The 25,817-nt window shown below is 68.7% G+C and carries 27 protein-coding genes and 2 tRNA genes; 19 read left to right on the top strand and 10 right to left on the bottom strand.

Annotated features, from left to right (window positions below; genetic code table 11):
- Positions 1–41: 41 nt before the first annotated feature.
- A tRNA-Gly gene (locus N5K27_RS02450) sits at positions 42–115 on the bottom strand.
- Between the two features lie 128 nt (positions 116–243).
- A tRNA-Tyr gene (locus tag N5K27_RS02445) sits at positions 244–330 on the bottom strand.
- 144 nt (positions 331–474) lie between these two features.
- Between N5K27_RS02445 and N5K27_RS02440 the strand changes: the two genes are divergently transcribed.
- On the top strand, positions 475–1,449 hold the full coding sequence (locus N5K27_RS02440; RefSeq protein WP_087838390.1) for an NAD(P)H-quinone oxidoreductase: 975 nt from the start codon (positions 475–477) through the stop codon (positions 1,447–1,449).
- 27 nt (positions 1,450–1,476) lie between these two features.
- On the opposite strand, the gene N5K27_RS02435 is transcribed toward N5K27_RS02440, so the two are convergent.
- Positions 1,477–1,953, bottom strand: coding sequence for an Lrp/AsnC family transcriptional regulator (locus N5K27_RS02435; RefSeq protein ID WP_087838391.1), 477 nt, complete (start codon positions 1,951–1,953; stop codon positions 1,477–1,479).
- A gap of 153 nt (positions 1,954–2,106) precedes the next feature.
- Between N5K27_RS02435 and hppD the strand changes: the two genes are divergently transcribed.
- A complete protein-coding gene (gene hppD, locus N5K27_RS02430; protein WP_087838392.1) occupies positions 2,107–3,210 on the top strand; it encodes a 4-hydroxyphenylpyruvate dioxygenase in 1,104 nt (367 codons plus the stop codon).
- A gap of 181 nt (positions 3,211–3,391) precedes the next feature.
- Here hppD and N5K27_RS02425 read toward each other — a convergent pair whose 3' ends face one another.
- On the bottom strand, positions 3,392–3,829 hold the full coding sequence (locus N5K27_RS02425; protein ID WP_165404484.1) for a hypothetical protein: 438 nt from the start codon (positions 3,827–3,829) through the stop codon (positions 3,392–3,394).
- Positions 3,830–3,976: 147 nt separating this feature from the next.
- Between N5K27_RS02425 and gspG the strand changes: the two genes are divergently transcribed.
- The 17 genes from gspG (at position 3,977) to N5K27_RS02340 (ending at position 19,756) form a co-directional block, all read left to right on the top strand.
- A complete protein-coding gene (gene gspG, locus N5K27_RS02420; protein WP_165963155.1) occupies positions 3,977–4,420 on the top strand; it encodes a type II secretion system major pseudopilin GspG in 444 nt (147 codons plus the stop codon).
- Positions 4,392–4,943, top strand: coding sequence for a prepilin-type N-terminal cleavage/methylation domain-containing protein (locus N5K27_RS02415; protein ID WP_087838394.1), 552 nt, complete (start codon positions 4,392–4,394; stop codon positions 4,941–4,943). The genes gspG and N5K27_RS02415 overlap by 29 nt, the downstream gene beginning before the upstream one ends.
- A complete protein-coding gene (gene gspI, locus N5K27_RS02410; protein ID WP_087838395.1) occupies positions 4,930–5,301 on the top strand; it encodes a type II secretion system minor pseudopilin GspI in 372 nt (123 codons plus the stop codon). Before N5K27_RS02415 ends, gspI begins: the two co-directional genes overlap by 14 nt.
- Positions 5,298–5,912, top strand: coding sequence for a prepilin-type N-terminal cleavage/methylation domain-containing protein (locus tag N5K27_RS02405; protein ID WP_087838396.1), 615 nt, complete (start codon positions 5,298–5,300; stop codon positions 5,910–5,912). The genes gspI and N5K27_RS02405 overlap by 4 nt, the downstream gene beginning before the upstream one ends.
- Positions 5,913–5,953: 41 nt before the next feature.
- Positions 5,954–6,913, top strand: coding sequence for a type II secretion system minor pseudopilin GspK (gspK, locus tag N5K27_RS02400; protein ID WP_243724517.1), 960 nt, complete (start codon positions 5,954–5,956; stop codon positions 6,911–6,913).
- Entirely contained in the window at positions 6,910–8,313 is a 1,404-nt protein-coding gene (gspL, locus tag N5K27_RS02395) for a type II secretion system protein GspL (protein ID WP_165963154.1), read from the top strand. The genes gspK and gspL overlap by 4 nt, the downstream gene beginning before the upstream one ends.
- Complete coding sequence (gene gspM, locus N5K27_RS02390) at positions 8,310–8,891, top strand: type II secretion system protein GspM (RefSeq protein WP_087838398.1); 582 nt, start codon at positions 8,310–8,312, stop codon at positions 8,889–8,891. Before gspL ends, gspM begins: the two co-directional genes overlap by 4 nt.
- Positions 8,891–9,634, top strand: coding sequence for a type II secretion system protein N (gene gspN, locus N5K27_RS02385; protein WP_279814472.1), 744 nt, complete (start codon positions 8,891–8,893; stop codon positions 9,632–9,634). Before gspM ends, gspN begins: the two co-directional genes overlap by 1 nt.
- Positions 9,635–9,638: 4 nt before the next feature.
- Entirely contained in the window at positions 9,639–12,143 is a 2,505-nt protein-coding gene (gene gspD / locus N5K27_RS02380) for a type II secretion system secretin GspD (protein ID WP_243724516.1), read from the top strand.
- On the top strand, positions 12,140–13,564 hold the full coding sequence (gspE, locus tag N5K27_RS02375; RefSeq protein WP_279814469.1) for a type II secretion system ATPase GspE: 1,425 nt from the start codon (positions 12,140–12,142) through the stop codon (positions 13,562–13,564). The genes gspD and gspE overlap by 4 nt, the downstream gene beginning before the upstream one ends.
- A gap of 14 nt (positions 13,565–13,578) precedes the next feature.
- Positions 13,579–14,793 (top strand): type II secretion system inner membrane protein GspF, encoded by a 1,215-nt coding sequence (gene gspF, locus N5K27_RS02370; RefSeq protein ID WP_087838401.1) that lies wholly within the window; start codon positions 13,579–13,581, stop codon positions 14,791–14,793.
- Positions 14,794–14,844: 51 nt separating this feature from the next.
- Positions 14,845–15,381 (top strand): MarR family transcriptional regulator, encoded by a 537-nt coding sequence (locus N5K27_RS02365; RefSeq protein WP_087838402.1) that lies wholly within the window; start codon positions 14,845–14,847, stop codon positions 15,379–15,381.
- Between the two features lie 161 nt (positions 15,382–15,542).
- Positions 15,543–16,499 (top strand): fumarylacetoacetate hydrolase family protein, encoded by a 957-nt coding sequence (locus N5K27_RS02360; protein ID WP_279814465.1) that lies wholly within the window; start codon positions 15,543–15,545, stop codon positions 16,497–16,499.
- Between the two features lie 29 nt (positions 16,500–16,528).
- Complete coding sequence (locus tag N5K27_RS02355) at positions 16,529–17,056, top strand: VOC family protein (protein WP_279814463.1); 528 nt, start codon at positions 16,529–16,531, stop codon at positions 17,054–17,056.
- Between the two features lie 43 nt (positions 17,057–17,099).
- The gene (locus tag N5K27_RS02350; protein ID WP_243724515.1) at positions 17,100–18,161 is read left to right on the top strand and encodes an amidohydrolase family protein; all 1,062 of its coding nucleotides are present in this window, start codon (positions 17,100–17,102) and stop codon (positions 18,159–18,161) included.
- A 1-nt stretch (position 18,162) separates the two neighbouring features.
- Positions 18,163–19,125: a tripartite tricarboxylate transporter substrate binding protein gene (locus N5K27_RS02345; protein ID WP_087838405.1), complete on the top strand. Its 963-nt coding sequence runs from the start codon at positions 18,163–18,165 to the stop codon at positions 19,123–19,125.
- 130 nt (positions 19,126–19,255) lie between these two features.
- Positions 19,256–19,756: a glutathione peroxidase gene (locus tag N5K27_RS02340; protein WP_279814460.1), complete on the top strand. Its 501-nt coding sequence runs from the start codon at positions 19,256–19,258 to the stop codon at positions 19,754–19,756.
- A gap of 10 nt (positions 19,757–19,766) precedes the next feature.
- Here N5K27_RS02340 and N5K27_RS02335 read toward each other — a convergent pair whose 3' ends face one another.
- Genes N5K27_RS02335 through N5K27_RS02310 form a run of 6 tightly spaced genes read right to left on the bottom strand, consistent with a single transcriptional unit; the run spans position 19,767 to position 25,798 of the window.
- A complete protein-coding gene (locus N5K27_RS02335) occupies positions 19,767–20,696 on the bottom strand; it encodes a LysR family transcriptional regulator (protein WP_087838407.1) in 930 nt (309 codons plus the stop codon).
- Between the two features lie 51 nt (positions 20,697–20,747).
- Positions 20,748–21,650 carry a polysaccharide deacetylase family protein gene (locus N5K27_RS02330; protein ID WP_087838408.1) on the bottom strand — a complete coding sequence of 301 codons (903 nt, stop codon included), beginning with the start codon at positions 21,648–21,650 and terminating at the stop codon, positions 20,748–20,750.
- On the bottom strand, positions 21,647–22,354 hold the full coding sequence (locus N5K27_RS02325; protein ID WP_087838409.1) for an isochorismatase family protein: 708 nt from the start codon (positions 22,352–22,354) through the stop codon (positions 21,647–21,649). The genes N5K27_RS02330 and N5K27_RS02325 overlap by 4 nt, the downstream gene beginning before the upstream one ends.
- 13 nt (positions 22,355–22,367) lie before the next feature.
- Positions 22,368–23,990 (bottom strand): FAD-dependent monooxygenase, encoded by a 1,623-nt coding sequence (locus N5K27_RS02320; RefSeq protein ID WP_087838410.1) that lies wholly within the window; start codon positions 23,988–23,990, stop codon positions 22,368–22,370.
- Positions 23,991–23,994: 4 nt separating this feature from the next.
- The gene (locus N5K27_RS02315) at positions 23,995–24,987 is read right to left on the bottom strand and encodes a tripartite tricarboxylate transporter substrate binding protein (protein ID WP_279814455.1); all 993 of its coding nucleotides are present in this window, start codon (positions 24,985–24,987) and stop codon (positions 23,995–23,997) included.
- A 43-nt stretch (positions 24,988–25,030) separates the two neighbouring features.
- Positions 25,031–25,798 (bottom strand): hypothetical protein, encoded by a 768-nt coding sequence (locus N5K27_RS02310; protein ID WP_279814453.1) that lies wholly within the window; start codon positions 25,796–25,798, stop codon positions 25,031–25,033.
- Positions 25,799–25,817: the final 19 nt, after the last annotated feature.

Here is a 25,817-nt window from a genome sequence, read left to right as displayed (position 1 = left end):
CGGCAACTCACCGGAAACCCGGGCGCCTGCGACGACCTCGTTGGAGCGGGTGAAGGGAATCGAACCCTCGTCGTAAGCTTGGAAGGCTTCTGCTCTACCATTGAGCTACACCCGCCTACCTGGTACTGCTACTGCCGCGGACCCCACCGCCGCCAAACCTTCCGGCCAAAATTTTGACCAGCCGCTTGAGTTACAGCACGCTTCAAGCCACTGGCCACGAATTTCACCGGAAAGCAAAGCCGTTGGTGGAGGGGATTGGATTCGAACCAATGTAGGCGCAAGGCCAACAGATTTACAGTCTGCCCCCTTTAACCACTCGGGCACCCCTCCGCCGGGGAACGAAAGATTATGAAGGAGTCTGAATCGAATGTCAATTCACGCTCCCGGCCTATCCGTATCCGTCCCCAGGGCAGTTCGCTAATATAGACGAAAACGCCACCGCGCCCGACGCGCCCACCCCTTCGAGATACTCCCATGCACCAGGAAGCCATCGTCATCAGCCGCGCCGGCGGCCCCGAAGTCCTCGTTTCCGAGAATCGCCCCGTTCCCGCCCCCGGCCCGGACGACGTGCTCATCCAGGTAAGCTGGGCCGGCGTCAACCGGCACGATTGCGGCCAGCGCTCCCGCGGCCCCAACGACCATGAGTCGGACGTTCCCGGCCTGGAGGTGGCCGGCCGGGTGCATGCCGTGGGCGCCAACGTCCGCGACCTCGCTCCAGGCACCCCGGTCTGCGCCCTGGTGGACGGCGGCGGCTACGCGCAATACGCCTTGGCCCACCGCGCCCTGGTGCTGCCCGTGCCGGACTCGCTCACGCTCGAGCAGGCCGCCTGCCTGCCCGAGGCGGCCTTCACCGTCTGGTACAACTTCTTTTCAGTGGCCGCCATGCAACCCGGCGAAACGGCGCTCATCCACGGCGGGACCAGCGGCATCGGCGTATTCGCCATCCAGTTGCTGCGCGCGCTGGGCCACCCGGTCTACGCCACCAGCGGCAGCGACGAGAAATCGGCTTTCGCGCAGTCCCTGGGCGCCAGCCGGGTGTTCAACTACCGTACCGAAGCCTTCGCCGAGATCATGGCCCGCGAGGGCCTGGCCGCGGACGTGGTGCTGGACATGTCGGGCGGGCGGCACACCGAACAGAACCTGGCCGCGCTGGCCTACGGCGGCCGCATCGTGCACCTATCGGGCGGCTCGGGCGCGCCGCTCCAGGCCTCCCTGCGCGCCATCATGCAGAAAGAGGCACGCATCACCGGCTCGATGATGCGCCCGCTGCCGCTGGACCGGAAGATGCGGGTGGCCGAGGCCCTGCGCACCCGGGTCTGGCCGCTGCTGGGCAAGGAGATCCGGCCCGTGATCCAGCGCACCTACCCGCTGTCGCAGGCCGCCCAGGCCCATCGCGACATGGAAACGGGCGACCACATCGGCAAGCTGCTGCTGGAAGTGCGGGCCTGATGCGGGCGCGGCTGCCCTCGCGCCGCCCTACAGGTCCAGGGCGACCGCTTCCTTGATGGTGGACAACGCGAAACTGGAGCGGATGTCCACGACGGACGGATGCTTCATCAGCGTATCCATCGCGAATTTCGAAAAATGCGCCAGGTCCCGCACCTGGACGCGCACCAGATAATCCATGTCGCCCGTCATCGCGTAGCAGGCCACGACCTCGGGCCAGGCCTGCACGTCGCGGGCGAACTGCTCGATGGGCGCGTGGCCGCCGTTGACGTGCTTCTGCAGGCGCACGCTGACGTAGGCCAGGAGACCCAGCCCTACCTTTTCCGGATCTACCACCGCCATGTACTGGCGGATCACCCCCCGCTCTTCCAGGCGCCGGACCCGCCGCAGGCAAGGGCTGGGCGACAAGGCCACGCGTTCGGCCAGTTCCTGGTTCGTCAGGCGTCCATCGCGCTGCAATTCCACCAGGATCCGCCGGTCCGTCCGATCCAATTCAATTTCCGCCATCTTCCGCCCCGATTCCCTATATTTCTTTTATTTTATTGCTCAGAACACCTTTATTCGAGCAATCTTTGGAATCATTCGCCTCGCGATCATTCCTACAATGCCGTCTGGGATTCCTTTCGATCAGAGGCGCGCGGCGCCACAGCGGAGACAGCCATGACCACCCCCTTCCAGCCCTGGGACAACCCCATGGGTACCGCCGGATTCGAATTCGTCGAATACGCCGCTCCGGATCCCGCCGCCCTGGGCAAGGTGTTCGAAGGCCTGGGCTTCAAGGCGATCGCTCGCCACCGCCACAAGAACGTGCTGCTTTACCGCCAGGGCGGCATCAATTTCATCGTCAACGCCGAACCCGACTCGTTCGCGCAGCGCTTCGCTCGCCTGCACGGCCCTTCGATCTGCGCGATCGCCTTCCGGGTGAACGACGCGGCGGCGGCCTACAAGCGCGCGCTGGAGCTGGGCGCCTGGGGCTTCGACGGGCACAGCGGCCCCATGGAGCTGAACATCCCGGCCATCAAGGGCATCGGCGACTCGCTGATCTATTTCGTTGACCGGTGGCGCGGCAAGAACGGCCGCAACGGCGGGATCGGCGACATCGACATCTACGACGTGGACTTCGAGCCGCTGGAGCCGGCGCGAGCCAGCGAGGACGCGGGCCACCGCGGCGCCGGCCTGACCCTGATCGACCACCTGACGCACAACGTGCACCGGGGCCGCATGAGCGAGTGGGCGGATTTCTACGAACGGCTGTTCAATTTCCGCGAGATCCGCTACTTCGACATCGAGGGCAAGGTCACGGGCGTCAAGTCCAAGGCCATGACCTCGCCCTGCGGACGCATCCGCATTCCCATCAACGAGGAAGGCAACGACGAGAAGGGCCAGATCCAGGAATACCTGGACCTCTACCACGGCGAGGGCATCCAGCATATCGCGCTGGGCACGGACGACATCTACGCCACCGTCGAGGCGCTGCGGGCCTCGGGCGTGGTCTTCCTGGACACGCCGGACACGTACTATGAACTGCTGGACAAGCGCCTGCCGGGCCACGGCGAAGACGTCGCGCGGCTGGCGAAGAACCGCATCCTGCTGGACGGCGCGCCCGGCGGCGGCCTGCTGCTGCAGATCTTCACGCAGACCGTGATCGGCCCGATCTTCTTCGAGATCATCCAGCGCAAGGGCGACGAAGGCTTCGGCGAAGGCAACTTCAAGGCCTTGTTCGAATCGATCGAGCTGGATCAGATGCGGCGCGGGGTGTTATAGCCCCCCCTACGCGCTGACGCGCGCCCCCAGGGGCGATGCGGGTGGACCGGCGGAGCCGGATCCACCGCATCCTGGGTCTAGTCCTTTTATCTTAGGGTGTGGCGGCTGCGCTTCGCTGGCTGCCAACTGTTCGGCATGCCGAGAGGTGGGCCGGAAACTTGCGTTTTGCCGACCGGCCGTCTCAAGGCCGGGCGGAGCCTACCGTCCGGATGCCGTCCACGGGGGGGAGCTTGGTGGCCTGGACTTCGACGCGCTCGCCGCCCTGGTCCAGCACCACGCCGCCGCCCAGGACCTCGGCCAGCGTGACGCCTTCGGCCAGCTGGGTGCCGACCGCGTAGGCGCGGGCGGGGCGGCCGTCTATGGCCAGGACCGCGGAGCCGCTGGGTCCGGCGGCGATGAGGCCGGCCACGACCACCTGGATCTTCGCCCCGGCGCCCGTGCCGAACCAGCCGGCCACCGGGCCGGTGTCGGTCTGCAGGGCACCGTCGCCGACCGCCGTGGGTGGGGCCGGCGGGGGAGAAGGCGCGAGCAGGATGGCTCCCCACACGCCTATGCCCGCCGCGAGCGCCAGCAGCGCGACGAAGGTGCTCGATCGGGGGAGACTGGGGATTACCCGCATCACTGACTCCGGCAGGGGCCGCCTTGGCGCGGCCGGTCAAAACGGTCCATTTTGCGGGGGGAATGTGACAGGGATACCCGCATCATGAATTGTCATCTAAAGCAGCGATAATAGGTGCCGCAAAAATTACGACACGGAGTTTACGCTGTGACACGGTCACGCTCTATCCGCGCCCGGCGCCAGGCCGGCTTTACCCTGATCGAGATCATGGTCGTCGTGGTCATCCTGGGCATCCTGGCGGCGCTGGTCGTGCCGCGGGTGCTCGATCGGCCCGACCAGGCCCGGGCGGTTGCCGCCCGGCAGGACATTTCCGGCATCATGCAGGCGCTGAAGCTGTACCGCCTGGACAACGGCCGCTACCCCACGACCGAACAAGGCCTGCGTGCCCTGGTCGAACGGCCCGCGACCGGACAGGTGCCTCCGAACTGGAAGCAGTACCTCGACCGCCTGCCCGCCGATCCCTGGGGCAATCCGTACCAATACCTGAACCCGGGCGTACACGGCGCCGACGTCGACGTGTTTTCGCTGGGCGCCGACGGCCAGCCCGGCGGCGAAAACGCCAATGCCGACGTCGGTTCCTGGGACCTCTGATCCCCGGCGCCGCCCCGCTGCCCGCGGCGTCGGCGCAGGCCCCCGGCGCGCCCGGGGGTTCACGCTGATCGAATTGATGGTCGTGGTCGTGATCGTCGGCATCGCCGCTGCGGCCGTGACCATCCGGGCCTTTCCCGACCGCCGCAAGCTGCTCCGGGACGACGCCGAACGGCTGGCCCAGCTGTTCTCGGTGGCCCAGGGCGAGGTCCGCGCCGACGGTCGCCGCATCACCTGGCAGGCGGACGAGCAAGGCTACCGCTTCGTCCGCCGCGCCCGCGCGCTGACGCCGGGCGCGGTCACGGCCGCGGGCACCTCCTCCACCACGCTGGACACCTTCGGCCGCGACGAACTGCTGCGGCCACGACGCTGGGCCGACGGTCCGGTCACCGTGCAGGTCGAGCCGCCCGGCCCGCCCGTATTCACGTCGGAGTGGATTCCGGGTCCGCTCATCGTCAGGCTGCGCAACGCCGACGCGATCGTGACCATCCTGCGCGACGAGGCGGGACGCTATGCGGTCCAGTGAAGCCGGCTTCACCCTGGTCGAAGTGCTGGTCGCCCTGGCCATCGTGGGCGTGGCGCTGGCCGCGTCGGTACGGGCGGTCGGCCTGATCGCGCAGAACAATGCCGCGCTGCGCGCCAAGTCGCTGGCGCTGGTCGAGGCCGAGAACCAGTTGGCCGAGCTGCGCCTGGCCCGCCTCATGCCCAGCCCCGGACGCCAGCTGGTCAACTGCCCGCAGGGCGGTCAGGCCATGCAGTGCGAACAGGTATTCACCAATTCGGACAACACCAACATCCGCCAGGTGATGATCCGCGTCCATCCCGAAGGCGATCCCGACCGCGTGCTGGCGCAGGTCAACGGCTTCCTGAGCGCGCTGCCATGACCCGACGCGCGCAGGCCGGCTTCACGCTGATCGAGGTCCTCGTCGCCATTTCCCTGATGGCGGTGGTGGCCATCATCTCGTGGCGCGGGCTGGAGAACGTCAGCGCCCTGCAGCGACGGCTGGCGGGAGATGCCGACGAGGTCGAGAGCGTCACGCGCATGCTGGGCCAGATGGAGCGCGACCTGGCGATGCGCGCGCCGGACGCGCTGCTGGACACCGGCACCGCCACGGCCACCGGCGCGCGTCTGCCGCAAAGCCTGCGCATCACGATCAAGGAAACGCCCGACGCCTCGGCCACGCTGGAGATCATCCGCGCCGACGCCGCCGATCCGGCCGGCTGGCAGCGCGTCGTCTGGTTCCTGGACGGCACGGTGCTGCGCCGCGCGGCCGGCGCCTCGGCCCGCCTCTATCCCCTGCCCGCGGCGGGCGGCGGCGCGGCGATCCTGGGCGGCGTGACGCGTTTCGTCATACGCGCCTGGGTACCCGGCCAGGGCTGGATCAATACCCCCTTTCCCGCCACCGGCACCCCGTTCACCGGCCTGGAGCTGTCGGCCGAACGCCGGACCGGCGAACGCGTGGAACGCTATCGCCGCGTGGTGGTGCTCGAATGACGCGGCGGCCCGACCCTCGCGCCAGGCGCCGGCAGCGCGGCATGGCGGTAATCAGCGCGCTGCTGATCGTGGCCGCCGTGGCCGTGCTGGTAACCGGCCTTTTCCAGCGCCAGGCGGCGTCGGTGCGGGCGGTCGAGAACGAACAGGCCCGCATCCAGGCCCGCTGGCTGTTGCTGGGCGGCCTGGACTGGGCGCGGCTGGTCCTGCGCGAGGACGCCCGCCGCAACAACACCACGCGCCTGGGCGAGCTGTGGGCCACGCCCGTGGCCGATACCCGCATCACCCGCCCCGGGGACGACCGGGTGGCCCTGTTCTCCGGCCGCATCGAGGATGAACAGGGCAAGTACAACCTGCGCAACCTGGCCAAGGCCGGCGTGCCGCAGCCCATGGAGATCGCGGCCCTGGACCGGCTGTGCGCGATGCTGGGCCTGCCCGGCAGCCTGGCGCCGCGGATCGCCGTGCGGATCGCCAGCGCGCAGGCGGTGCCGGGCACTTCCGGAGAAACGGGTACGGGAACAGGAACGGGTACGGGCAGCGGCACGGGAACCGGCCAGAACGGGGAAGCAAGCCAGGGCCGCGGCCCTTCCGCCCCGATGATACGGACGGTGGACGACCTGGAAGGCATCACCGACGTGGACGAAAAGACCATCGAAGCCCTGCGCCCCTACGTCACGGTGCTGCCCGAAACCACCGCGGTCAATGCCAACACGGCCCCCGCCGAGGTGCTGGCGGCGGTGGTGCCGGGCCTGTCGCTGGCGCAGGCCCGCGCGCTGACCGAGCAGCGCAACGCCGGCACCTGGTTCAACGACCGTGCCGATTTCGGCAACCGCCTGGCCAATCCTGACATTACTATCAGCGACTCGCAGATCGTCACCGCCAGCAAGTGGTTCATGGTTTCCGGCACCGTGACGCTGGAGCGCGCTGCCGTCACAATGCAGGCGCTCGTCTCGCGGGCCAATGCCAATTCACCCACCGTGGTCTGGAAGAGGGAGACCAATTGAAGACAACGTTGCGGCTAGAGCTGCCCGCCCTATCCCTGCTGCATGCCGACTCGCGGGTGGCGTTCGCGCTGCTGGACCGGCAGCATGCCGTCCAGCGGACGGGCGAACTGCCGCTGGCCGAACTGGCCGCGGCCGTGCCGCCCAGCCGCGTCGAGGGCATCCTGCACCCGGCCGACAGTGTGCTGACCACCGTCACGGTGCCGCCCCTGCCCACGCACCGGCTGCAGGCCGCCGTCGCCGGAGCGGTCGAGCCCATGCTGCTGGGCGACATCGAAGGCCTGGCGGTCGCCCACGGCGCCCGCGCCGGCGATGGCTCCGTCTCCGTGGCCTGGGCGGCCCGCGAGCCGCTTGCGCGCGCCCTGCGGCTGCTGGCCGACAGCGGCCTGCCCGCCGACGCCCTGGTGCCGGCTCCGCTGGCCCTGCCGCTGACCGACACGGGCTGGACCGTGCTGGTGCGCGACGACCACGTGGTGGTGCGCACCGGTCCCCAGGCCGGCCAGGTCTGGGCCATCGACCCGTTCGCGACGACCGATGCCGATCCGGCGGTGGCGGCGCTGCTGCCCGCGCTCGAGCAGGATGCGCCCGGTGTCGTCGGCTGGATCGACCCGCAGCCCGCGGGCTGGCCCGAACTCTCGGCGACCGAGCGGCGCGCGTTGCCCACCGGGGCGCGCTGGCAGGGCGTGCTTCCGGGGTGGTCGCTGGCCCTGGCCGACCTGCAACCCCATCGCTCCGGCCGTTCGCCGTGGCGCCAGCCGGCCGCCTGGGCGGCCGGCGCGGCCGCCGTGTGGCTCGTGGGCCTGAACATCCACGCCTGGCAACTGGGCCGCGAGGAAGTCGCCCTGCGCCAGCGCATGGCCACCCAGGTCAAGACGGCGTTCCCGGACATTCCCGTGGTGCTGGATCCGCTGCGCCAGGCCGAACAGCGGCGCGATGCGTTGCGAGCCGCGGGCGGCGAATTCGGCTCATCCGATTTCCTGCCGCTGGCGCTGGCGACCACGCAACTGCTGCCGGCCGCCACGAACAACGTCGTCGCGCTGCGCTACACCCAGGGCGAACTGAAGCTGGAGCTGGTGGACGACGGCATAGGCATGGTCGCCAAGGCCGGCGCCGCGCCGCCACCGGCGCCAACGCAGCAGCAACAGGCCACGCATGGCCTGCGGCGCCTCATGCAGCGCCGGGAACAGGCCGCCGCGCCCGCGCCCACGGCAGCGCCCGTGGCGAGCCGGATGGAAATCGATCCGGCCATCCTGCAGCGCGCCGAGGGCCTGGGCCTGCAGGTCACGCACGACGACGGCGTCTGGACCATCCGCTCCGCCGCCAGCGCGGGCCAGGACGGGGGCACGCGCCCGGCGCCCCAGGGCGGCGGCGTGCGCATTCAACAGGACAACCCGCGACGATGAATCTCCCCGCTTTCAAACTTTCCATGCCGCCGGCGCTGGCCCGGCTGGGCGAAGACGCCGGACGGCGCTGGGCCCGGCTCGCACCGCGCGAGCGCCGCCTGCTGAGCATCGCCGGCGCGGTGGCCGGCATCGCCCTGGTGTTCCTGCTGTTCATCGAACCCGCCTGGACCCGCGCCAACCGACTGGAAGCGCAATTGCCGCTGCTGCGCACGCAGGCGGCCCGCGTCGACGCGCTGACGACCGAGGCGCGCAGCCTGCAGCGGGTGACCAGCGGCCGGATGACGGCCGACGAAACCCGCCAGGCCCTGGCCCAGAGCCTGGAGCGCGCCGGCATCGCCGCCGAGGTCGCTCCCGCCGACGCACCGGCGGGCACCAGCGGCGATGCCTGGCAGGTCACCGTCGACCGGGTGCAGGCCGCGGGCCTCATGCAGTGGCTGGCCTCGGTGCCCGGCCGCACCCGCCTCCAACTGGCGCAAGCCGATCTCGAACGCCCCACGGACGATAACGGACGCCTGCTGACGGGCAAGGCGTCGGGCGTCCTGGTCTTCACCCCGGCCACGGCCGGACAGGGCCGCTGATGCGCACCTGGCTCAAGATCCTCCTGTGCGTCCTGGTGGCCCTGGCCGCCGCCCTGGCGGTACTGCCGGCCCGCTGGCTGATCGCGATCCTGCCCGCCCAATGGCCGGTGGCGGTGGTCGACGCCTCGGGCACCATCTGGCGCGGCAGCGCGCTGCTTGCCCTCGGTTTCCCCGAGGCCCGCAGCACCCTGCCCACGCCCGTCGAATGGAAGACGACATGGGACGGCGGCCCGGCGGTCGAGATCCGCCATCCCTGGCTGGACGGCCCGCTGGGGCTGCGCCTGCAGACCAACGGCTTCCTGCTGTCGGGCCGCACGCTGAAGCTCCCCGCCTCGACGCTGGCGCAGCTGGGCGCGCCCTTCAACACCCTGCGCCCCACCGGCGACGTGCGGCTCAAGTGGCCGTCCCTGCGGCTCAACGGCGGCATTCCGCCCGGCGAGCTCCTGGACGCCGAGTGGAGCGACGCCGGTACCGCGCTGTCGCTGCTGCGGCCCATCGGCCACTATCGCGCGCGCCTGACCGGAGAAGCCGGCGGCGCCGTCGCGCTCGCGCTGTCCACGCTGTCCGGCCCCCTGACCATGGAAGGGTCCGGACGCTGGGCCGCGCGTACCGGCTTCCGCTTCAACGGGGTCGCCCGCCCCGCCCCCAATGCCTCGCCCGAGGCCCGCGCCGCGCTGCAAAGCACGCTATCGGCGCTGGGTCGCCGCTCGGGCGACGATTCCATCCTGCAAATCGGCCGCTAACATCATGCCTATGCTCAACCAAGCCCCTTTCCGCAACCGACCGGCCCCGGCACCCTTCGCCCGGACGCTGGCCGCGGCGGTCTCCTCGGCCATGCTGGCGCTGGCCGTACCGCCGGCCGGAGCGGCCGCCGCCGCAGGCCCCGCCAATGCCTCGGCGGCCGACGGCGTGGTGCTCAACTTCGTCAACACCGAGCTGGAAGCGGTGGTACGCGCGCTGGGGCAGTTCACCGGCAAGACCTTCCTGGTCGATCCGCGGGTGAAGGGCCAGCTGACACTGGTTTCCGAGAACCCCGTCAACCGCGACACGGCCTATCGCATGCTGCTGGGCGCGCTGCGCATGCAGGGCTTCGCGGTGGTGGAAGTGGATGGCGTCAGCAAGGTGGTTCCGGAAGCCGACGCCAAGCTGCAGGGCAGTCCCGTCACCAGCGGCGCCGGCGCCAACAGCGGCCAGCTCGTCACGCAGGTGTTCAAGCTCAACTACGAAAGCGCGACCAATCTCGTGCCCGTGCTGCGGCCCATGATCGCGCCGAACAACCCGATCAACGCCTACCCGGGCAACAACACGCTGGTCATCACCGACTACGCCGACAACCTCAAGCGCATCGCCAACGTCATCGCCAGCGTCGATACGCCCTCGGCCATCGCCACGGACCTGATCGAGATCAAGTACGGCATCGCCACCGACGTGGCCGCGCTGGTCACCAAGCTGCTCGACCCGGGTACCGGCGGCGACGCCACGCAGCGGATCACCGCGGTGGCGGACCCGCGCACGAACAGTGTGCTGCTGCGGGCCAGCAGCCCGGCGCGCAACAAGCTCGCGCGCGACCTGATCGCCAAGCTGGACAACCCAGCCGCCCGTGCCACGAACATGCACGTCGTCTACCTGCGCAACGCCGAAGCGGTCAAGCTGGCCGAAGTGCTGCGCGGCGTGCTGACCGGGCAGTCGGGCACCGGCACGATGGGCGGTACCGGCAGCCTGGGCGGCGGGATGAGCGGCGGCCTCGGCACGGGCCTGGGCGGCTCGACCGGCCTCTCGGGCAACAACACCTCGTCCCTCGGCAATAATTCCAATACCTCGGGCACGTCCGGCGCCCTGGGCGGCGCGACCGGGCTGGGCGGCTCCAGCACCCTGGGCAGCGGCACGACCCAGGCCGGCTCGACCGTGTTCACGGGCGGCGGCGCGACGGTGCAGGCCGACGCCACCACCAACACGCTCATCATCACCGCGCCCGAGCCGCTTTACCGCAGCCTGCGCGAGATCGTCGACCAGCTCGACGTGCGCCGCGCGCAGATCTTCGTCGAAAGCCTGATCGTCGAAGTCTCGGCCGAGACCGCCGCCGAGTTCGGCATCCAGTGGCTGACCGGGCTGGGCAACCTGAACGCGGGCAACGGCACCGCCGTGGTGGGCGGCACCAGCTTCGGCGGCACGGGTTCGAACATCATCGGCGCGGCACAGAACATAGGCTCCATCGGCAAGGGCCTGAGCATCGGCATCGCCAAGGGCTCGGTCAACATCCCGGGCATCGGCCAGGTCACCAACCTGGGCTTCCTGGCCCGTGCCCTGGAAACCCAGGCCGGCGGCAACATCCTCTCCACGCCCAATCTGCTGACCCTGGACAACGAACAGGCCAGCATCATCATCGGCCAGAACGTGCCCTTCATCACCGGCCAGTACGCGCAGACCGGCAGCACGTCCACCGTCAGCCCCTTCCAGACCATCGAGCGCAAGGACGTGGGCCTGACGCTCAAGGTCAAGCCGCAGGTATCCGAAGGCGGCACGGTGAAGATGACCATCTACCAGGAAGTCAGCAGCGTCGACGAGAGCAAGTCCAACAGCGCGGGCATCATCACCAACAAGCGCGCCATCGAATCCAACGTGCTGGTGGACGACGGCCAGATCATCGTCATCGGCGGCCTGATCCAGGACCAGGTCACCGGCAGCGTGGAAAAGGTGCCGGGGCTGGGCGACATTCCCGTGCTGGGCAACCTCTTCCGCTACGACAACCGCAAGCGCACCAAGACCAACCTCATGGTGTTCCTGCGGCCCTACGTGGTGCGCGAAGGCGGCTCGCAAAGCAGCCTGATGATCGACCGCTACGAATACATGCGCGCGCAGCAGGCCCAGGCGCAGCCCGGCTCGCACTGGCTGCTGCCCGACATGCAGGCGCCCCAGCTGCCGCCGCGCGTGCCGGGCGTGGGCGATCCGGTCCAGAGCGGCCGCGCCGGGGCGGGCAACGTGCCCCCCACGACCATTCCGCGCGACGTCTCCGCCCTGCAATCGACCGACCCGACCATCGTGCTCCAGGTATTCGGCGCGCCCTCGGAAAGCGAAGCCCAGCTGGCGGCGCGCCGGGTGGCCGACGCCGGCATGAGCGCCTACGTGGTCCACGACGACGCGCAGCGCTGGGACGTGCGCATGCGCGTGGCGCGCGACCGCGTCACGGTGGACACGACACTGGCGGCCCTGCGCGACCTGGGCTATGCCGCCGAGATCGTGACGCGGCCATGAATCCGCTGCCTTATTCGTGGGCCCGCGCCCAGCGGGCACTGCTCAGCATGCGGCCCGACGGCAACCTGCTGACGGTCAGCCCGCGCACGCCGGCCTGGGCCATCGCCGAGGTCCAGCGCCGCCATGGCGCGGTGCGCATCGCGCGGATTTCCGACGCCGAACTGGAAACCCGCCTGACCGCGGCCTACGCCGACACCGGCGACGCCGCCGCGGTGGTGGGCGCGGCCGAGAACGAGATCGACCTGGCGCGCCTGATGCAGGATATCCCCGAAGTGGAAGACCTGCTCGAAACCCAGGACGACGCGCCCGTCATCCGGATGATCAACGCGCTGTTCACCCAGGCCGCGCGCGACGGAGCGAGCGATATCCATATCGAGCCCTTCGAGACCCACTCGGTGGTGCGCTACCGCGTGGACGGGACGCTGCGCGACGTGGTCAGCCCGCGCAAGGCGCTGCACGCGGCATTGATCTCGCGCATCAAGATCATGGCCAACCTCGACATCTCGGAAAAGCGCCTGCCGCAGGATGGCCGCATCGCGCTGCGCGTGGGGGGCCGTCCCATCGACGTGCGGGTATCCACGCTGCCCACCGGGCACGGCGAACGCGCGGTGCTGCGCCTGCTGGACAAGGAAGCGGGCCGGCTCGAGCTGTCGCGCCTGGGCATGGACGCCGGATTGCTGCAACAGCTGGACCGGCTCATCCACCAGCCCCACGGCATCGTCCTGGTCACCGGCCCTACCGGCAGCGGCAAGACCACCACGCTGTACGCCGCGCTGGGCCGGCTCGATGCCTCCACCACCAACATCCTGACGGTGGAAGATCCGATCGAGTACGACCTGCCCGGCATCAGCCAGACCCAGGTCAACTCCAAGATCAGCATGAGCTTCGCGCTCGCGCTGCGCGCCATCCTGCGCCAGGATCCGGACGTGATCATGATCGGCGAGATCCGCGACCTGGAAACCGCGCAGATCGCGGTGCAGGCCTCGCTGACCGGCCACCTGGTGCTGGCGACGCTGCACACCAACGACTCCGTGTCCGCGGTGACCCGCCTGACCGATATGGGCGTGGAACCCTTCCTGCTGTCGTCCTCGCTACTGGGCGTGCTGGCACAGCGCCTCGTGCGGCGCCTGTGCCCCGACTGCAAGGCGCCGCACACCGAGCCGGACGGCCGCACGGTGTACCGGCCGGTGGGCTGCGCCACGTGCAGCCATACCGGCTACGTCGGCCGCACCGGCATCCACGAGCTCTACACCGTGGACGACACGCAGCGGCAACTGATCCATGAAGGCGCGGGCGAGCAGGAACTGCGCAATGCCGCCCAGGCGGCCGGCATGCGCACCATGCGGCAGGACGGCGAGCGCTGGATCGATTCGGGCACGACCTCGCCTGAAGAAGTGGTGCGGGTAACACGGGATGTGTAGGAGGAAGGGCTGACATGCCTTCGTATCGCTTCGAAGCCGCCGACGCACTGGGCAAGCTCGACCGTGGGATGATCGACGCCGACAGCCCGCGCGCGGCGCGCGCCCAGTTGCGGGCGCGGGGGCTGACGCCCCTGGCCGTGGAGGAGGCCGGCGCCCAGCGCAGCAGCGGCGCAAGCCGCGGCTGGTTCGGCCCCCGCATGTCCGACTCGGAACTGGCCTGGGCGACGCGGCAACTGGCCAGCCTGCTGGCGGCCCGCCTGCCGCTGGACGCGGCGCTGACCGCGACGGCCGAACAATCCGAGAAAAAACACGTATCCGAGGTCCTGGCCGCCGTGCGCGCCGACGTGCGGGCGGGCCACCGGCTGGCCGACGCGCTGGCCACCCGGCCGCGCGATTTTCCCGACATCTACCGCGCCCTGGTGGCGGCGGGCGAGGAGTCCGGCGACCTGGCGCACGTCATGGAGAAGCTGGCCGACTACATCGAGGAACGCAACGCCCTGCGCATCAAGGTCCTGACCGCCTTCATCTATCCCGCGGTGGTCGCCCTGGTATCGGTCGGCATCGTCATCTTCCTGCTGGGCTACGTCGTGCCGCAGGTCGTCAGCGCCTTTTCGCAGGCACGCCAGGAACTGCCCATGCTGACCCGCGTCATGCTGAGCCTGAGCGACTTCGTCCGCAGCTGGGGATGGCTGGTCGCCCTGGTCCTTGCCGCCGCGCTGACCGGCTGGCGCATGATGTTGCGCGCGCCCGCCACGCGACTGGCCTGGCACACCCGGTTGCTGAAGATGCCGCTGGCCGGCCGCTTCATCCTGGGCCTGGACGCCGCCCGCTTCGCCTCCACCCTGGCCATCCTGACCGGCAGCGGGGTACCGCTGCTGCGGGCGCTGGACGCGTCGCGCCAGACGCTGGGCAACGACCGCCTGCGGGCCAGCGTGGACGACGCCACGTCTCGCGTGCGCGAGGGCGTATCGCTGGCCTCGGCGCTGCAGGTACAGAAGACCTTTCCGCCCCTGCTGGTGCACCTGACCGCCAGCGGCGAGAAGACCGGCACCCTGCCCGAGCTGCTCGAACGCGCGGCGCAGACGCTGTCGCGCGAGGTCGAGCGCCGCGCCATGGCGTTGACGGCACTGCTCGAACCGCTGATGATCCTGCTGATGGGCGGCTTCGTGCTGCTGATCGTACTGGCGGTGTTGATGCCCATCATCGAGATCAACCAGCTCGTGCGCTAGCGCACGTTGCACCGGCGGCGCCAGCGCCGCCGGGTTCGCCGCATCCGACTCATGAAGAAACCCGCCGGCCATTCCAACGACCACCTCGAGAATTCGTTGGGATACCTGCTGCACCGCGCGGCCCACATCATCGCCGCCACCTTCGGCGACGAGCTGAAGGCGGACGACATCCCGCTGTCCGTCTGGCGCGTGCTGGCCACGCTGAACGACCGCGACCACCAGTCGCTGAGCGAACTCGCCAGCCATACCGGCGCCGAACTGTCCTACCTGTCGCGCACCGTGGCGCAGGCCGAAGAGCGCGGCTTCGTCATGCGCTCGGCGCAACCGGGCGACAAGCGCGCGACCAGCGTCTCCATTACCCCCGCGGGACGGGCCATCGTCCGCAAGTTCTCTCCGTTGACGCAGACCCTGCAAAAGCAGTGGCTGGCCGACATACCCGACGCCGACGTGGAAGCCACCTTCCGGACGTTGCGCGCCGTGTACCGGAACGCGGTCGCCGGCGCTTCGCCCTCTTCTCCGGTCAACCGCAAGATCACGGTGGCCCGCAGGGTCAACAAGCGCGCGACGCTCAAGGCCGACTCGCACTGACCCGCCTTTTCCCCCGGGGAATTCCCTAGGATCTTCGTCGCGCCAAAAAGGTTGTTTAAACTACCATTTAGTGATCCAATGCTTCGCATGCGCTGCGTGGGCATGACTCGTGTCGAGAACTGCTCCGTGGTTCCGATGCCATTGCTTGCCCGAGGTCCACCATGAAGCTCGTCACGATCGACGCGACCCCCGGCGGGATTGCCGGCGCCCTGCTGGAATCCGGCGAGATCCTGCACCTGGGCCGCGCGGCGGCCCCCGGCACGATAGAGGCCTGGCTGCCCGCAAGCGTGCGCGGCATCCTGCAGGCGGGCCCGGAAGGGCTGGAAGCCGTGCGCCGCCTGGTCCGCCGCGCGGAAGGGCTGGGCGCTAGCGAACGGGACCGGCTGCGCAGCACGGGAGCCCTGACCGATGCATCGGCGACCCCGCTGCTGGCTCCGGTGCCTGATCCCCGTTTGATCCTTGCGGCGGGCCGCGCCTACGGCGCCCACGTCCGCGAGATGGGGGGCGGCCCGCCGCCCCATCCGACCGCCTTCCTCAAGAGTCCTGACAGCGTGACCGGCCCCGGCGCCCGCATTCCCATCCCCGCCGGCATCGAACAGGTCGACTACGAAGGCGAACTGGCCGTCGTCTTCGGCCGCGCCTGCCACCGCGTGCGGCCGGCACAGGCGCTCGACCACGTCGCGGGCTACATGGCGGCCAACGACGTCTCGGCGCGCGACTGGATGCCGGGCGTCCAGGCCGCCCGCACCCCGGTCGAAGGACGCCAGAGCTGGGAACTCAACATCATGGGCAAGCAGTTCCCCTGCTTCACTCCCATGGGGCCGGTGCTGGCCACGAGCGACGCAGTCGGCGATCCGTCGTCGTTGCAGCTCGTCACCCGGCTCAACGGCCGCGTCATGCAATCGACCAGCGTCGGCGACCTGATCCATCCCATCGCCGAGACCATCGCCTACTTCTCGCAGTGGTACCGGTTCCAGCCCGGCGACGTGCTGCTGACCGGCACCCCGGCCGGCGTCGGCTTCGGCCGCGACCCGCAGGTCTTCATGCACCCGGGCGACCAGGTCGAGGTCGAGATCGCCGGCATCGGCACTTTGCGCAACGACATCGCGGCCGCCTGACGCATCCGCGACAAGAGAGGAGACCAGACATGAACATCGAAAGCATCATCCCGGCGCCGGCCCATGCCGGGTCGGTCGTCAGGCCCTATGTGCTGTCCCATGGCACCCTGGAGTGCTATGACATCGAGAAATCCAGGCGCTTCTATGAAGAATTCCTGGGACTCGAATGCGTGCACCATGCCTCGCGCGGACTGTCCATCCGCTGCGGCCTGAAGTTCCACATCGTCTGCCTGGAAGTGGGAGAACGCCTGAAGCCCGTCAGCGTCTTCAACCACTGGGGCCTGGACGTCGCCACCCCGGCGCAAGTCGACGCTGCCTGGGAAGCCGCCAGGGCGCTCCAGGAAAAGTACGAGATCCGGCAGGTCCTGTCGGTCAAGAGCCAGCACGGCGTGTACTCGTTCTACCTGGAAGACCTCGACCATAACTGGTGGGAGATCCAGCATTACGACGGCTTCCAGCACGACGACGTCTTCGCCGCGGGCGATCGCCACAGCATGGCCGACCGCCCTTCCCAACGCCGGCTGCGCCAGGGCATCGACGCCACGCGCACGGACTGAGCGCCGGCCAGTTCCTCCAACGACAATCACCAGCGAGACACCGATGAACGACGACCTGCCCGTGCTCGACGCATTCACCCATCTCATGCCTCCCGCCTACCTGCGCGAGGTGGAGCGGCTTTCGACCAACCGCGACATCGCCAAGCGCCTGGGCACCGTGCCCATGCTCCATGACGTGCCCCGCCGCATCGAGATGATGAAGGGCTTCGGCGACTACCGGCAGGTGATCTCGCTGTCCCAACCCTCGGCCGACAACGTCCTGGGGCCGGAGGCCTCGCCCGCCCTCGCCCGGCTGGGCAACGACGGCCTGGCCGAGATCGTCGACCGCCACCGCGCCTACTTCCCGGCCTTCGTCGCGAGCCTGCCCTTGAACGACATCGAGGCGGCGCTGGAAGAATTCGACCGCGCCGTGCTCGAGCTGGGCGCCGCCGGTATCCAGATCGAGACCAACATACACGGCGCGCCGCTGGACCATCCGAGCTTCCTGCCCCTGTTCGAGCGCGCCGTCCACCACGACGTGCCGATCTGGATGCATCCCCACCGCGGCGCCGGCTACGCGGACTATCCGACGGAAGGCAAATCCCGCTTCGAGATCTGGCAGGTGCTGGGCTGGCCCTATGAAACCAGCGTGGCGATGGCGCGCCTGGTGTTCTCGGGGCTGATGACGCGCCTGCCCACGCTGAAGATCATCACTCATCACCTGGGCGGCATGATTCCCTACTTCGAAGGCCGCGTCGGCACGCTATGGGACCAGATCGGCGTACGCACCGCGGACGAGGACCTCGGCTACATCAAGGACATGCTCGGCGACCGCCCCGTCGACTGTTTCCGCCGGTTCTACGGCGACACGGCCGTGGGCGGCTCGGCCTCCTCCATACGCTGCGGACTGGACTTCTTCGGCAACGACCATGTGGTGTTCGCCAGCGACTGCCCGTTCGATCCCGAAGGAGGCCCGGGCTTCATCCGCGACACACTGCGCGCCATCCGGTCCCTGGCGCTGCCCGCCGACGCCCATCGCAAGATCTGCCATGACAACATCGCCGGGCTGATAGGCCTCGCGCACAAGGCCGCGCCCGCGGCAGCCACCAGCGTCCAGGAGGCCTGACATGAAACGCTTCGGGATCATGCTCACCGCCGCGCTGGCCGCCTTGACGGGTGGCGCGGGCGCACAGACCTTTCCCACGCGGCCCGTCACCGTCGTCGTACCCTATACCCCCGGCGCCGGAGGGGATTTCGTCGCCCGCAAGCTGGCCCCGGAAATGGCGCGCGTCCTGGGCCAGCCCGTGGTGGTCGAGAACCGCGTCGGCGCAAGCGGCACCATTGGAACGTCCGGCGTGGCGAAGGCGCCTCCCGATGGGCACACCCTGCTCTCGACCGCCGACACCATCACCATGCTTCCGTACCTGTACAAAAGCGTCACCTTCTCGCCTTCAAAGGACTTCGCGCCGGTGGCCATGGTCGCGACCGGCACGTGGGCGCTGGCCGTCACGCCTTCGCTACCCGCGCACTCACTGGCCGAACTCGTCGAACTGGCCAAGAAGCGTCCCGGCGGACTGTCCTATGCCTCGCCCGGGCTCGGGACGCCGCACTACTTCCTGATGGAACTGTTCAAGCAGACCGCCAGGATCGACATGCTGCACGTCCCCTACAAGGGCATGTCGGGACTCGTCACCGACCTGATCGGCGGACAGGTGCAGGCCGCGCTGCTGTCCCTGAACGTTGCGCTGCCCCACGTGGCGGCGGGCAAGCTGCGGCTCGTCGCCGTCATCGCCGACCACCGCTCGCCGCTGGCGCCCGCCATACCCACCTTGCAGGAAGCCGGCTACGCCAACTTCCCGTTCGCGCCCTGGATAGGCCTGCTCGCTCCCGCCGGCACTCCACGGCCCGTCGTCGAGCGTCTGCACCGCGCCGTCGGGCAGGCCCTTGCCTCGGCAGAAATCCGCGAATCGCTGCACCAGCAGGGGCTGGAAGTCGCCCTGAGTTCCCCCGAAGAACTGGGCACGCGCATCCGCGCCGACATGGAACGGTGGAAGGCATTGGTCGAACGCTCCGGCGTCGAGCCCGAATGAGCGCGCGACCTGGCGAAGGGCAGCGCTTCCAGCGGAGTTGACGGCGGGGCGGCAGGCGCCTGATGATGCGCGGTGAAACGGCGCGCCGCCCCAACCGGGCGCGCCCCCGCCACTCACCCAGGGACACGCCATGACGACCATCTACGATTTTTCCGCCACGGACATCGAAGGCCGCGACGTACCGCTCGAGCGCTTTCGCGGCAAGGTGCTGCTGGTGGTGAACGTGGCCTCGCAATGCGGATTCACCCCCCAGTACGCGGGCCTGGAAGCCATGTACCGCGCCTACCGCGAACGCGGCCTGGAAATCCTGGGCTTCCCCTGCGACCAGTTCGGCCACCAGGAGCCGGGCAGCAACGAAAGCATCCGGGACTTCTGCAAGCTCAACTACGACGTGACCTTCCCGATGTTCGCCAAGATCGACGTCAATGGCGACGGGGCCCATCCGCTCTACCGCTGGCTGAAAAGCGCCAAGCCCGGCCTGCTGGGCACCGGCGCCATCAAGTGGAACTTCACCAAGTTCCTGGTCGATCGAACCGGCGTGCCCATCGCCCGCTACGCGCCCACGGACAAGCCGGAATCGATCGGACCGGATGTCGAGGCGGCGCTGGGCTCCGGTCCGGCTTCGTCCTGACCGGCCACGATCAATCCCGCGCCTCGGCGTCCCTGCCTGGAATCTCCACCCCCGGGATACCCGCCAGGATCTCCGACAGGATATCGATGAACCCGTGAACCGGTGCGGAGAGCGTCTTGTGGCGCTGCCAGGCCACGACCACCTTGCGCCTGATGACCGGCTCGACCAGGGCCACGCTGCGCAGGGCTCCCCCGAACAACTCCGACGACAAGGCCATGGGCGGAATGATGGACAGCCACCCCGGCCTGAGCGTGACGTGCAACAGGCTCTGCAAGGAGTCGATTTCCAATTGCGGCCGCAAGACCAGTCCTTGCAGGCCGAACTGGGCGTCGATCAGGTTGCGCATGGACTTGTAGCGCGACGGCAGCACCAGCTGGAACCCGGCCAATTCATTTCCCCGCACGTGGTCCCGGTCCGCGAGGGTACTCCGATGACCGACCACCACCAGGGCTTCGGTGGAAATATCCCGGGTCTGCATGTTGAGCAGGTCCTGCGTCGTGCTGAGCAGCGCGCACTCCAGGTCGCCGGAGATCAGCCAACTGATCAGGTCGCTGCGGTACCCGTCGCGGGACAAGAATTCGACCGCCGGATGGCGCTCGCGGAACGCCTCCAGCGCCCGCGCCATCACGAACTGGTGAAACGACGCCTGGGCGCCGATCCGGATCTTGCCGCTGAACCGGTCCGCGCCGCTCGCCAATACCGCTCCCGCGCGTTCGAGTTCCGTCAGCACGCGGATGCAATGCCGGTAGAACTCGTGCGCCAGGGGATAGGGCGTCACGCCATGCGGGTCCCGGCTGAACAGTTGCACATCGTGATATGCCTCCAGCCGCTTGATCTGCTGGCTGATCGCGGGCTGGACGACGTGCAGCCGGCGGGCTGCGCGCGTGATGCTGCCCTCTTCATAAAGCGCGACGAAGCAGCGTATCTGGCGTATGTCCATGCTGGGCACCCGGACAGGGAGTGATGCGCGCTTGGGGCCCGGGCATCCCGTTCAGCGGCTGGGAACGACACCCGGCGGCAGGCTCGCGACGTGCTCGGCGATCGCTCCGGGCGTCGTCAGCCATACCCGGTGGCGCTGCGAGGCGATATGGGACAGGATCCGCCGCAATTGCCTGATGCGATGGGGCTGTCCGGTCAGGAACGTATGCAGCGACAGGCAATATACCATCGGGTATTGCGCCGATTCCTGGAGCTGTTCGTCGAACGCATCGATGGCCATGCGCGTGAACTCCTCGTCGCTCGCTCCCCGGTTCACGTAGGCGGGCAGATCGTTGAGTTCCATCGACGGATAGGGCACCGCGAGAATGGGGCCGTGCTTGGTGCGGAACCACATGGGCTGGTCGTCGAACCACCAGTCGAGCATGTATTTCCATCCCAGTTCCTTGAGCAGTTCCGGCGTGTTCGGGCTCTGCGAGATGAACGGTCCCAGCCATCCGGCCGGCGCCTTGCCCTCATGCCGCTCGAACAGCGACTTGACCTCGCCCAGCATGGTCCGCTCGGCGTCCGGCGCCATGTCGGCCTGGCGCTCGGAGTTCGTACGCCCGTGTCCGACCATCTCGTCGCCACGCTGCCGGCATGCCTCCAGTACCTCCGGGCAGACGTCGTAGACCGATCCGTTGGCCAGCACGGCCAACGGAAATCCGAACGATTCGAACTCCCGCAGGATGCGCCATACGCCCACGCGATTGCCGTAGTCGCGATAGGCGTAGCCGCGATGGTAGGGGGCGGAAGGCATGGAGGTGAAATCGTTGCCGGGATTGCGCCCGAACTCGAAGCCTTCGATGTTGAGGGCGAAATAGACCGCCAGCCGCTTCCCCTCCGGCCAGTCGTAGACCGGCCGGGTGACGATGGCGCTGTAATCGTAGCGATCGTTGCCGTGTTCGAATTTCTTCACTTCCCATCCTCCTCTGCCACCGCCGGCGCCAAGCCTTCGAGCGCCGCCAGCAGTGTCCTGGTATCCATCACGTCCGCGTACTTCTCCGCCATGTCGTAAAGATTGACGGCATGCGAGGCCTGGTTCCGGTCGTAAACCGCGTCCGAAGGCACGGCGACTCGATAGTTGTAGGAAAACGCGTCCACCACGCTGCTGCGCACGCAGCCCGACGTCGCGCAACCCGTCACCACCAGGGTGTCGGCACCGGTATTGACCAGGTAGCTGGCCAGCGGAGTGCCGAAGAACGCACTGGGATGTTTCTTGGGCAGCAACACGTCGCCCGGACGAGGCGCGATGGACGCCACGAACTCGTAGCCCTTGGCCGGGATCTGCATCATGGTCGGCACCTTCTCCGTCAACCGGCCCTGGTCAAAGCCGAACTTGGGCGCGACGTGGGGATACAGCACCGGCCAGTTCCTCGCGCGAAACAGCGCCAGCAATTCGGCGATGTGCTCGATGGCCCGCCACGCCGTATCACCGCAGGAAGTGGCGAACTCCTGCACGGCCTGCTCGAACGGCATCGGCCTCGTCCCGGCCGTGCGGTATTGCACGTCGATGATCAACAGCGCCGGCCGTCGGCCCAGGCCCGACGGCCGGCCAAACCCGGCCAAGCGGGAAGCGGCCCGGTCTCGTTCGGGGATGAGCTGGTCCCATATTTCCGACATGTCGCTTTCCTCCTCAACGCGCACCGCGCACGATATCGACGATCCGGGCCGCGTCGCGGGCCTCGGCACCTCGCCACGCCACGTGGCCATCGGGGCGCACCAGCACCAAGGGCGCGCCATACGCCCGGGCCGCTTGCCCGGATTCGATCCGGTGCACCGCCAGCGGCATCCCCCTGCGATCCGCTTCGCGCACGAACCGGGCCGCCTCGGCCATGGCCCCGTCGCCGAATGCCAGCAGCGTGAATCCCCTGCCAAAAAGATCGAGTGTCGACCGCCCCGGTTCAAGCCAGGCGTGCGGCGCGCGCGCCCCCGGGCGTGCGGTCTGCTCGTAGCGCGAGTATTCGTCGGGAACCGGCGGCGTGCCGTCCGCCACGCACAGCGGCGATTCGTCGTAGCGGTATCCCATCTGCAACCCCCACGACTGCCACTCGTACTGCGTGGCGCGCTTCATCTGCTCGCCGATCTCGCGGCGCGCCGCCTCCGCCTGCGCCGTGTCCTCCAGCAGGTACTCGCAGCGGGGCGGCGACACCCAGGTCTTGTAGTTGTGCGTCGAGTAGGCGGCATTGCGCACCGCTACCGGCTGGCGCTCCTGCGTGTAGGCCGGCAGCAGGGCTGGCCCGCCCCACCCCTCGATCATCGCCTGCAGCTTCCACCCCAGGTCCGCCACGTCGCCCAGGCCCGTGTTCATGCCCATGCCGCCGGTGGGCGACATCGTGTGCACGGCATCGCCGGCCAGCAGCACCCGTCCCCGCCCGTAGCTCCCGGCCACCAGTTCGGCCCGCTTCCACGGCAGGATGGACACCACCTCGAACGCGATCCGGTCCGTGCCCAGCGCGCGCTGCACCCAGGCTCTGGCGTCGAAGGCTTCCATGTCGAACTTCGCCGCCGTGCCATACACGGTCAGCCGCCACACATCGCGCCCATCGATCACCGTGACGTTGCCCCAGGTTCCCTCCGGCCCGATCAACAGGAACCGCTCGGCGGCCTGCTTACCGCACTGCTCCAGCAGCCCCGGGCAGGAGAACAGCACGCTCATCGAATAGTTCAGGTGGCCCCGGCCTTCCATCTCGATGCCGAGACCGGTCCGGATCGTGCTGCCCGCGCCATCGCATCCGACCAGATAGTCGGCCCGGATAGCCAGGGGCGCGTTCCGGCGCAGGTCCGTGGCGCGGATCAGGACGTGTTCCGCATCCTGCTCGAAGCCGTCGACCCGCGTCTCGACCCGGATCGTGCCGCGGCCGCTGTCCCGCAGCGCCCTCTTCAAGACCGGATCGAGCCAGTGCTGCGGGCAGCGTTGCTTCTTCTCCGGCGACCACTCGGGCAGCGGCATGGCTGCCAGCGCGGGATACTCGTCCCTGGCCAGCGTATGGCCGGCCAGGCTGGTGCAGAACTCGATGGAGAGCGCGAAATCGCCGGGAAACCCGCTTTCCCGGACAGCTTGCGCGATTCCCCAGCGCCGGAATAGCTCCATGGTCCGCACGGAAACGAACCCCGCTCGCGGATGGGTCACGTGCCCGTCTTCCTTTTCCAGCACCATCGCGTCGATACCCCGCCACGCGAGATCCAACGCCAGGGACAAGCCCACCGGACCGGCACCGACGATCGCCACCGGGGTGGACAACACTTCTTCAGTCATACAGTCACTCCACCGAAACCTTTGCGTCCGTCACCACCTGCTTCCACTTCCTGCCTTCGGCTACCACCGCCGCCGAAAACTGGTCCGGCGTCTCGTCCACGGGCATATAGCCGAGCCTGGCGATTTCCGCCCGCACCGACGGCTGCTGACTGGCGTGGCGGAACGCAGTATTCAACTTGGCCAGCACACCCGCGGGAATCCCCTTGGGGGCCACCAGCCCGAACCATTCGAGCGACTCGAACCCGGGATATCCGCTCTCGGCAAAAGTCGGCAGATCGGGAACCAGCGGATTGCGCTCCAGGCTGGAAATGGCGATGGGGCGCAAGCCCCCGTCCTGCATGTGAGGCAGCATGTGTCCCAGCGCGATGAACGCCATGTCCAGGTGATCGCCGGTCAGGTCCGTCAGCACTTGCGCGTTGCCCTTGTAGGGGATATGGATCATGTCGATTCCGGCGCGCGCCTTGAACAGCTCGCCGGTCAGGTGGATGATCGATCCCACGCCCGCGGAGCCGAAGCTCAGCCTGCCCGGCCTGGCCTTGGCCAATGCCACGACGTCCGCGACCGTCCGCACGGGCAGCTTGCTGTTGACCGCCAATACCAACGGCCCGCGCACGGCCCGGCTGACCGGCTGGAAAGAAGCAAGCGGGTCGTAGGGCAGCGAGGCATACAGCGATGGCGCGACCGCCAGTGTGCTGGTGCCGCCCCACAGCAGCGTGTAGCCGTCGGCCACCGCGCGGGCCGCCTGACCACCTCCCAAGGTGCCGCCAGCGCCCGGCCGGTTGTCCACCACGACGGTCTGGCCCAGCTCCGGGGCAATGGCCCGCGCGAAGATGCGGGCGGTGACATCGGTGGGCCCGCCCGCCGCGAACGGCACGATCAGCGTGACGGGACGGCTGGGATAGTCGGCCGCCCAGGCCGTGGACAACACGGCCGCGGACAGTGCCCAAGCCAGCATGATACGGGCGTGACGTCGCCACGCTTGTCTGGAAGCGTTCATGTGATTCTCCTGAGATTGCGCGGTCGCCGCCGCGCCGTGAAAACTAGACGGGAATCCGGCCTGCCCATCCGCCATAGAGCGGCTCGCCCACACGCTCCGGGGCCAGGTAGGCCTCGCCGCCGGCCTCCCTCACCATGGCCCAGGCCAGGCACAGGTTGGAAGACACGACAGGCTTGCCTGTCGTGGACGAGACTTCGACCAGGGCCCTGAGCGTCGGCATGCCGGTCCCCGTGAACATGATGGCGTCGGCATCCTGCCAGCGCAGCCGGCTGAACGAAGACATCACCAGGGGAGTCGTGATGCCGTAGATATCGCGCGTGTCGCTGGTGTCCAGCGACACCGAGGCACAATCGACGACGTCCAGGCCCGCGGCTTCCCAATAGCGTTTGCTGGCCTCGACCAGGAACGGCGGATAAGGCGCGAAAAGGGCGACCCGCCTTGCGCCGAGGTGATCCAGGGCCCGCCGCAGCGCCTGCGCCGAGGAAATGACGGGATAGCCGAAGCGCGCCGATGCAGCATCCAGCGCCCGCCGCTCCTCATCCGCGCCCACCAAATACGAGCTACCGGTGCAGGCATAGCCCAGCACATCCAGCCTGGCGCTGTCGTAGCTCTCCAGGCTGGACGGCAGATTGATCAGGTAATCGATCAGCCGCTGGCGCGAATCCGTGCGGCTGCCTTGCAGACGAGTGACGAGCATCGAGAATCCGGCAGGCAGCAGGGCCGCCAGTTCGGGCTCGACCACGGGATTCGCCTGCGGAACCGCCACGCCCAGCACCGCACCATTGCCATACTCGCGTACCACGTCGCTCATGACATTCCTTCGTTCCAGA

The sequence above is a fragment of the Pigmentiphaga sp. GD03639 genome (genome assembly GCF_029845405.1).
Classification (GTDB): Bacteria; Pseudomonadota; Gammaproteobacteria; order Burkholderiales; family Burkholderiaceae_B; genus Pigmentiphaga; species Pigmentiphaga daeguensis.
Note: the sequence above shows the minus strand (reverse complement) of the source record. Positions and strands in the feature narration are given on the sequence as shown.

What these genes read in the sequence shown, in the direction of transcription:
- gspK (WP_243724517.1), top strand. Translation starts at nt 5,954, where the DNA reads ATGGCGGTAATCAGCGCGCTGCTGATCGTGGCCGCCGTGGCCGTGCTG.
- N5K27_RS02440 (WP_087838390.1), top strand. Translation starts at nt 475, where the DNA reads ATGCACCAGGAAGCCATCGTCATCAGCCGCGCCGGCGGCCCCGAAGTC.
- N5K27_RS02425 (WP_165404484.1), bottom strand. Translation starts at nt 3,829, where the DNA reads ATGCGGGTAATCCCCAGTCTCCCCCGATCGAGCACCTTCGTCGCGCTG.
- hppD (WP_087838392.1), top strand. Translation starts at nt 2,107, where the DNA reads ATGACCACCCCCTTCCAGCCCTGGGACAACCCCATGGGTACCGCCGGA.
- N5K27_RS02320 (WP_087838410.1), bottom strand. Translation starts at nt 23,990, where the DNA reads ATGACTGAAGAAGTGTTGTCCACCCCGGTGGCGATCGTCGGTGCCGGT.
- N5K27_RS02335 (WP_087838407.1), bottom strand. Translation starts at nt 20,696, where the DNA reads ATGGACATACGCCAGATACGCTGCTTCGTCGCGCTTTATGAAGAGGGC.
- gspM (WP_087838398.1), top strand. Translation starts at nt 8,310, where the DNA reads ATGAATCTCCCCGCTTTCAAACTTTCCATGCCGCCGGCGCTGGCCCGG.
- gspE (WP_279814469.1), top strand. Translation starts at nt 12,140, where the DNA reads ATGAATCCGCTGCCTTATTCGTGGGCCCGCGCCCAGCGGGCACTGCTC.
- gspI (WP_087838395.1), top strand. Translation starts at nt 4,930, where the DNA reads ATGCGGTCCAGTGAAGCCGGCTTCACCCTGGTCGAAGTGCTGGTCGCC.
- N5K27_RS02315 (WP_279814455.1), bottom strand. Translation starts at nt 24,987, where the DNA reads ATGAACGCTTCCAGACAAGCGTGGCGACGTCACGCCCGTATCATGCTG.
- N5K27_RS02345 (WP_087838405.1), top strand. Translation starts at nt 18,163, where the DNA reads ATGAAACGCTTCGGGATCATGCTCACCGCCGCGCTGGCCGCCTTGACG.
- N5K27_RS02435 (WP_087838391.1), bottom strand. Translation starts at nt 1,953, where the DNA reads ATGGCGGAAATTGAATTGGATCGGACGGACCGGCGGATCCTGGTGGAA.
- gspF (WP_087838401.1), top strand. Translation starts at nt 13,579, where the DNA reads ATGCCTTCGTATCGCTTCGAAGCCGCCGACGCACTGGGCAAGCTCGAC.
- N5K27_RS02340 (WP_279814460.1), top strand. Translation starts at nt 19,256, where the DNA reads ATGACGACCATCTACGATTTTTCCGCCACGGACATCGAAGGCCGCGAC.
- N5K27_RS02350 (WP_243724515.1), top strand. Translation starts at nt 17,100, where the DNA reads ATGAACGACGACCTGCCCGTGCTCGACGCATTCACCCATCTCATGCCT.
- gspD (WP_243724516.1), top strand. Translation starts at nt 9,639, where the DNA reads ATGCCTATGCTCAACCAAGCCCCTTTCCGCAACCGACCGGCCCCGGCA.
- N5K27_RS02360 (WP_279814465.1), top strand. Translation starts at nt 15,543, where the DNA reads ATGAAGCTCGTCACGATCGACGCGACCCCCGGCGGGATTGCCGGCGCC.
- gspN (WP_279814472.1), top strand. Translation starts at nt 8,891, where the DNA reads ATGCGCACCTGGCTCAAGATCCTCCTGTGCGTCCTGGTGGCCCTGGCC.
- N5K27_RS02405 (WP_087838396.1), top strand. Translation starts at nt 5,298, where the DNA reads ATGACCCGACGCGCGCAGGCCGGCTTCACGCTGATCGAGGTCCTCGTC.
- N5K27_RS02355 (WP_279814463.1), top strand. Translation starts at nt 16,529, where the DNA reads ATGAACATCGAAAGCATCATCCCGGCGCCGGCCCATGCCGGGTCGGTC.
- N5K27_RS02325 (WP_087838409.1), bottom strand. Translation starts at nt 22,354, where the DNA reads ATGTCGGAAATATGGGACCAGCTCATCCCCGAACGAGACCGGGCCGCT.
- N5K27_RS02415 (WP_087838394.1), top strand. Translation starts at nt 4,392, where the DNA reads ATGCCGACGTCGGTTCCTGGGACCTCTGATCCCCGGCGCCGCCCCGCT.
- N5K27_RS02310 (WP_279814453.1), bottom strand. Translation starts at nt 25,798, where the DNA reads ATGAGCGACGTGGTACGCGAGTATGGCAATGGTGCGGTGCTGGGCGTG.
- N5K27_RS02365 (WP_087838402.1), top strand. Translation starts at nt 14,845, where the DNA reads ATGAAGAAACCCGCCGGCCATTCCAACGACCACCTCGAGAATTCGTTG.